The sequence below is a fragment of the Flavobacterium sp. GW821-FHT12A05 genome (assembly GCF_058807735.1).
This window is the reverse complement of record NZ_JBXAQY010000007.1, coordinates 334,300-340,817: the sequence shown is the minus strand read 5'-3', so window position 1 is coordinate 340,817 and position 6,518 is coordinate 334,300. Positions and strand designations below refer to the sequence as shown.

Sequence of the window (6,518 nt, the reverse complement as noted above, 5' to 3'; positions counted from 1 at the left end):
CCGCTACTTCGGGAGTCGGACCTTTTACGGTTATTTATACAGAAAACGGAGGAACAAATCGTACTGCTTCAGGCGTTATAAGCGGAACTGCTTTTGCGACGTTTACAACTCCGGTTACTTCGACGACCACTTATGCTATAGTTTCAGTAACTGATGCAAATTCCTGTATTCGAAGTACTGGATTTACAGGAGGTTCGGCAACAATTACTGTTAATGCACTTCCACAGGGAAGTTTAACCGCTAATGGTCCGTTTTGTGCAACAGGTTCTGGACAATTAACATTTACCGCATCTGCAGGTACTGGACCTTTTACAGTTATTTATAAAGAAAACGGCGGAGCGAATCAAACAGCAACAAATGTTACCAGTGGAACTCCTTTCAATGCTGCAACTAATCCAGTTACTGTAACTACAGCTTATACTTTGGTTTCAGTTACCGATTCACATTCCTGTATTCGAAGCACAGGATTTACAGGAGGTTCGGCAACAATAACCGTTAATCCGCTTCCACAAGGAAATTTAACCGCCAACGGTCCATTTTGTGCAACAGGTTCTGGGCAGTTAACTTTTACAGCTACCTCTGGCGTGGGGCCTTTTACGGTTATTTATACAGAAAACGGCGGAACCAATCGAACTGCGACAGGCGTTTCAAGCGGAACTCCTTTTAACACATTTACAACTCCAGTTACTACAACGACCACTTATGCTTTAGTTTCAGTTACTGATGCAAACTCTTGTATTCGAAGTACAGGATTTACAGGAGGTTCGGCAAGTATAGTGGTTAATCCTAAACCAACAGCACCAGTTCCTGGAACAGTTGTACAGCCAACTTGTGTCACTCCTACGGGAAGTATAACATTAAACGGTTTGATTCCATCAGTAACTTGGACAATCACCCAAAGTAATGGTACAGTACAGCAAACCTATACAGGTACAGGAACAAGTTTTACAGTAACTAATCTGGCAGCGGGAGTCTATACCTTTACCGTTGAACAAATTTCAACTTGTCCTTCGGCACCTACTGCCGGAATTGAAATTTTTGCTCCGGTGACAAATACCTGGAATGGAACTGCCTGGTCGAAAGGAAGTGAACCTGTAATAACAGATGCTATTCGGTTTTCAGGGAATTATTCTACCACAGGTAACTTAAGCGGTTGTTCTTGTCTTGTAGATCCAGGTGTAAATGTTACCGTAAATTCGAATCATACCTTAACAATTACAAATGCTGTTACAAATAATGGAGGAGCTTTAACTTTTGAAAATAACTCAAGTTTGCTGCAGACCACTAATGCAGTAAATTCAGGAAACATTACATACAAACGAAATACTTCAACGCGCCGATATGATTATACGTACTGGTCGTCACCAGTTGTTCGTACGCCAGTATATACTTTGCACGATTTATCTCCCAATACTTTAGCTGATAAATACACTAGCTATAATCCAAATTCTGGCTGGGTGATTAGTTATAACGGAATTCTGCCAATGGCTCCTGGTCAGGGATACAGCGTTAGAGGGCCGCAGAATTTTGACATTGTTACTCCAGGAACTCAAATAGCTACATTCGTTGGAGTTCCAAATAATGGTAATGTCACCGTGAATTTTGTAGGGCCGGATTTATGGCATTTAATAGGGAATCCTTATCCGTCAGCATTATATGCAGATCAGTTTATTTCTGACAATACAGATAATATTTACGGGACTCTGTACTTCTGGACTCATAACACGCCGCCAGCAAATGGTGGTACAGGAACATTCAAATATAATACTGCTGATTATGCAATTTACAATATGACGGGTGGCACACAGGGAGCAACAACCCCAGGAAATCAAACCCCTCCATCAGGATATATAGCAGCTGGTCAGGCATTTTTTGCATGTTCAAGAGCAAATCCGTCGGCTATTTTTACAAATTCAATGCGGGTTCCCGGAAATAACAGCCAGTTTTTTAAAACAACTGCGAGTAATAAAGCAAATTTAGAAAGACATAGAGTCTGGCTGAATTTAACTAATACAGAAGGAGCGTTCAAACAAATACTAGTAGGCTATATCGAAGGTGCAACTAATTTATGGGATCATAATTATGACGGAATATCTTTAAATGGGAATCCGTATGTGGATTTTTACAGTATAAACGATGGCCAAAATTTAGCTATTCAAGGAAGAGCACTGCCTTTTGAAGAATCTGACGTTGTGCCATTGGGTTATAGATCTGCAATTGCGGGCCAATTTACAATAGCAATCGATCATACTGATGGTCTTTTAAGCAGTCATGCTGTTTACCTTGAAGATAAAGTAACTCAGACCATTCATAATCTGCAGACTAGTAATTATAATTTTACCACAGCTATAGGAACTTTTACCGAAAGATTTGTGTTGCGTTATACCAACGGAACTTTAGGAGTTGATGATTTCACAAATCAGAATAATAGTTTTTATGCAGCAGTGAAAGATAAAAGTATACATTTAAATTCAGGAGCGGATTCAATGAAAGAAGTATCGATTTTTGATATCTCAGGGAAATTACTTTACAACAATAAAAAAGTGCAAAGTAATGAGCTGCATATTTCACAATTTCAATCTGGTGATCAGGTCTTGATTCTAAAAGTAAGTTTAGAAAACGGAAATATCGTAACTAAGAAAATTGTTTTTAATTAAAAAATAGAAACAAAAAACCAGCTGTAGTTTAAAATCCTACAGCTGGTTTTTTATTTAAAATTGCCTCAGGCACTCTTTCGAAGATTCTCGTTTGTGTTCTGAATCGCTTTTTCGTTCTTGTAATCAATCCATTTCTGACCTTTAAACTTTCGCATCATAATATCAAAATAGCGCATGATAAATACATTATACGCCGCTTTTGATAAATTGGTAATGTTCTTTGGAAAAGCACGAAGACTCATAGAAAATCCCGGAGTCAAATATTTCATATAATGCCAATAACCTTCGGGCATATACAACATTTCTCCGTGTTTAAGATTGGTAATATAACCTTCAGCATTTTTAAGTGCAGGAAATTTATCATAATCCGGATTATCAAAATCAATGTCTTCTCTCGAAATTAAAGCATGAGGTACCTTATACATATATTTTGATTGATTTGGTGCAAAAAGCATACATTGTTTTTCTCCATGAAAATGAAAATGCAGAATGTTCGAATAATCAATATCATAATGCATAAATACTCTTGCGTTTTCTCCGCCAAAAAAGAGCATTGGCAGTTGCTTGACTAATTTCAAACCAATATCCGGCCATAAAAAGTCATTTTTTAGTAATGGCACTTCTTTCATTAAGTTATAAAGAAAAATGCGATAGTTAGTAGGTTTCGATTCTAATAAGTTAATGTAATCGCTCATTTTCATTTTTGTATGAGCCTCATTAAAACCTTCTTCATGATTTACAGGTCTGTCATCATATAGCGGAACAGTAATATCACCTGCAATCTTATTGATATAAGATAATTTCCATTTTTCGTAAGCCGGCCAATCTTCGGTTAATTCTTCAACTACAACTGGAATTTGTTTTTTTACATATTGGGAAATAAAATCAGCTTTAGAGATTTTTTTAACCCTCTCGATTTTTTTTAATTTCATTTTTATAAATAAAAAAATTGCTTATAACTCTTGTTATAAGCAATTTAAAAATATTTATCGAGAATTATTAACTCTTTTAATTAAATTTTTGATTTGATCGAAGCCTCAAGATTTTTTTCAATTGTATGTCCCGGTCTTGACCATTTTGGTTTTTCTCCTAATGATGCAAATTGAGAATCTGCAGCTTCAACAGTTTTAGGCTGCATTATTTTGATAAAAGGTTTTTGAGCAACCATTCCTAAAGTCTCGAACATTTTCATGTCTTCATTAACATCAGGATTTGGAGTAGTCAATAATTTATCTCCGGCAAAAATAGAATTTGCTCCCGCAAAAAAGCACATAGCCTGACCTTCGCGAGACATATTTGTTCTTCCGGCAGACAAACGAACCTGAGTTTCCGGCATTACAATTCTGGTTGTTGCGACCATACGAATCATTTCCCAGATTTCAACTGGTTTTTCTTCTTCCATTGGCGTTCCTTCAACTGCTACTAAAGCATTAATTGGAACTGATTCTGGCTGCGGATTTAAAGTCGAAAGCGCTACAAGCATTCCGGCTCTGTCTTCGATACTTTCTCCCATCCCGATAATTCCACCGCTGCAAACCGTAACATTGGTTTTACGAACGTTTTCTATAGTTTTTAGGCGATCTTCGAAACCACGTGTCGAAATCACGTCTTTATAATATTCTTCAGAAGTATCTAAATTATGGTTGTAAGCATATAAACCTGCTTCTGCCAAACGCTGTGCCTGATTTTCAGTAAGCATTCCTAAAGTACAGCAAACTTCCATATCAAGTTTGTTAATGGTACGAACCATTTCCAGAACCTGATCAAATTCTTCACCATCTTTTACATTTCTCCAGGCAGCTCCCATGCAAACACGAGAAGATCCATTAGATTTAGCTCTCAAAGCCTGTGCTTTTACCTGACTTACAGTCATTAAATCATTTCCTTCAACTCCAGTATTATATCTGGCCGCCTGAGGACAGTAACCGCAGTCTTCTGGACATCCGCCGGTTTTTATAGAAAGTAAAGTAGATACCTGAACTACGTTTGGATCGTGCTGTTGTCTATGAATAGTGGCTGCTTCATAAAGCAAATCCATCAATGGTTTATTGTAGATTGCAATTATCTCTTCTTTTGTCCAATTGTGTTTTGTAATGATGCTCATGGATACATTGTTTTTTGAAGCTTCAAATGTAATTAAATTTTCCAACCAACAACATTCAGTTTTGTAAATGAATATTTGGCAATTATTTTCATAAAAGAAGCTCTCTAAAATCAAACAATTGTTGTTTTTAATGATTTTTAGAGAGCTTAAATGTTTATTTTTCTTCTAATAAATTAATCGGCAGCATATTTATTGTTCCAATAAAGCATCATCATTAAAGTTACAATTACCGAAGAAGCAAGTCCTTCAAAAAGTAAACAGATGCAATAAGTTGGTACAGAAGGATTTCCTCCAAACATAAAAGTTTTAGATAAGGTTTCGACATAAGCGTCACCGCCTCGAGCATAACTGTAAACCAATAATCCAAAAACGCTTAAAGCCACACCAACTACAGAAGTTGCCATTGCCGAAACCGCATTAGACACAAAATTTGTTTCCCCTTCATGAAGATTCATCTGCATGGTTCTGTTTACACCATAAAATATAAAGAATACATTAAGCGTACGCAGGTAGAATAAATCTGCTAAACCTAATAGATTCATCAATAAAAAATAAATGCCTATTCCGAGGAATATCAAAAAACCGTTTGTTATTTCTTTAGGTAATTTCATAGTGGTTATTTTTAAAGAAGTTAATAGTAAATGTTTGAAAAACAGATTTCTATATCAAATTTACTAAAAAAATAACTACGATGATCTAAAAAGAGGCAAAAGTGTTTTTGAAGCTTTACTGCAGTTTGCTTACAAAAGCCAAAGCATTTTGTTTGTCTTGATTTAACTGCGCTTTTAATAAATCAATTGAGCCGAATTTTTGCTCTTCGCGAAGATATTGCAACAGCGAAACTTCAATTTTTTTGCCATAAATGTCAGCATCAAAATCAAAAAGATTGACTTCGATTGCTTGTTTTTGGCCGCTTACCGTTGGGTTGAAACCAATGTTCATCATTCCAAAAACTTCCTGATTATCGATAAGAGCCTTCACAACATAAACACCATTTTTTGGAATCAGTTTGTACTCTTCTTCAATTTGAATATTGGCGGTAGGAAAACCAATTGTTCTTCCTAACTGTTTTCCTTTTACCACTTCACCGGTTAAAAAATAATCGTAACCTAAGTAATCATTGGCTAATTCCATATTTCCTTCGGTTAAAGCTTTTCTAATTTTGGTAGAACTAACCGAAACATCTTGTATTTCTTCGGCTGATATTTGCTCCACCTCAAAACCATATTCAATACCAAAAGCAATTAGATTGTCGATATTGGCCGTTCTGTTTCTTCCAAAACGATGATCGTGTCCAATAATGATTTTCTGAATATGAAATTGATCTACTAAAATCGAATGCACAAACTCTTCGGCAGTAAGTCTTGAAAAACTTTCATCAAAAGGATGGATAACTAAATTCTCAATTCCGGTAGCTTCTAAAAGTTTTGTTTTTTCAGAAATGGTATTTAGAAGTTTTATTTCTGACTTTTCCTGCAATACCATTCTTGGATGCGGAAAAAAAGTAAGCACTAAACTTTCATATTTTCCGTTTTCGGTATTTTCAGTAATTCTTTCCAGAATTTTTTTATGACCAATATGCACGCCATCAAAAGTTCCAAGAGTTAAAATTGTTTTCTTGGTCGAATGGAAATCGTTTATAGAATGAAAGAGCTTCAAAACAAATTATTTAAGATGCTGCAAATTTATACTATCTATTTTAAATTTTGTGCTTCGGGGAATTGATTTTTTAAGAAGATTCGCTTTCTTTTGCCAAA

Annotated in this window: 5 protein-coding genes; 1 reads left to right on the top strand and 4 read right to left on the bottom strand. The window is 35.8% G+C overall.

Annotation, left to right across the window (positions count from 1 at the left end):
• On the top strand, positions 1-2,657 hold a 2,657-nt coding region (locus tag AC1RRQ_RS17955), incomplete at its 5' end, for a DUF8693 domain-containing protein (protein ID WP_493024394.1).
• A gap of 65 nt (positions 2,658-2,722) precedes the next feature.
• On the opposite strand, the gene AC1RRQ_RS17950 is transcribed toward AC1RRQ_RS17955, so the two are convergent.
• The 4 genes from AC1RRQ_RS17950 to AC1RRQ_RS17935 all read right to left on the bottom strand — a co-directional run bounded on the left by AC1RRQ_RS17950 (position 2,723) and on the right by AC1RRQ_RS17935 (position 6,420).
• Positions 2,723-3,589 carry a cupin-like domain-containing protein gene (locus tag AC1RRQ_RS17950; protein WP_493024393.1) on the bottom strand — a complete coding sequence of 289 codons (867 nt, stop codon included), beginning with the start codon at positions 3,587-3,589 and terminating at the stop codon, positions 2,723-2,725.
• Between the two features lie 80 nt (positions 3,590-3,669).
• Positions 3,670-4,761 carry a biotin synthase BioB gene (bioB, locus tag AC1RRQ_RS17945; RefSeq protein ID WP_493024392.1) on the bottom strand — a complete coding sequence of 364 codons (1,092 nt, stop codon included), beginning with the start codon at positions 4,759-4,761 and terminating at the stop codon, positions 3,670-3,672.
• 173 nt (positions 4,762-4,934) lie between these two features.
• Positions 4,935-5,372 (bottom strand): hypothetical protein, encoded by a 438-nt coding sequence (locus tag AC1RRQ_RS17940; protein WP_012022888.1) that lies wholly within the window; start codon positions 5,370-5,372, stop codon positions 4,935-4,937.
• 115 nt (positions 5,373-5,487) lie between these two features.
• Positions 5,488-6,420, bottom strand: a complete 933-nt coding sequence (locus AC1RRQ_RS17935; RefSeq protein ID WP_493024391.1) for a bifunctional riboflavin kinase/FAD synthetase — start codon at positions 6,418-6,420, stop codon at positions 5,488-5,490.
• Between the last annotated feature and the right edge of the window lie 98 nt (positions 6,421-6,518).